The sequence below is a fragment of the Neisseria sp. P0021.S007 genome, assembly GCF_051956855.1.
Map to the genome: position 1 here is coordinate 1 of NZ_JBQCXA010001384.1, position 489 is coordinate 489.

Consider the following 489-nt stretch of genomic DNA (forward strand, 5'->3'; position numbering starts at 1 on the left):
GTACAGGACGGTTGGTCGGGATGATGACGGTTTCGAGGTTGTAAATGCTTTGGAACTCGAAGGCTTCGGTGTCGGCCGTACCGGTCATGCCAGACAGTTTGCTGTACAGGCGGAAGTAGTTTTGGAAGGTAATAGATGCAAGCGTTTGGTTTTCGCGTTTGATTTCTACGCCTTCTTTGGCTTCAACGGCTTGGTGCAAGCCTTCGGACCAGCGGCGACCGGCCATCAGACGGCCTGTGAATTCGTCCACAATCACGATTTCGCCGTCTTGGATAACGTAGTGTTGGTCTTTGTGGAACAGGGTGTGCGCGCGCAATGCAGCCATGAGGTGGTGCATTAGGGAAATATTGGCGGCAGAGTAGAGAGAATCGTTTTCCTGTAATAAGCCCATTTGGGTCAGGATTTGCTCGGCGTGTTCGTGACCGGCTTCGCTCAGAATAACTTGGTGTGCTTTTTCATCTACCCAGTAATCACCTTCGCCTTCTTCGG

Annotated in this window: 1 pseudogene; it reads right to left on the reverse strand. The window is 51.7% G+C overall.

Going from position 1 to position 489, the window contains the following annotated elements:
• Window positions 1-489: pseudogene (gene secA, locus ACTHUR_RS19295) on the reverse strand (preprotein translocase subunit SecA); the annotation flags it as partial.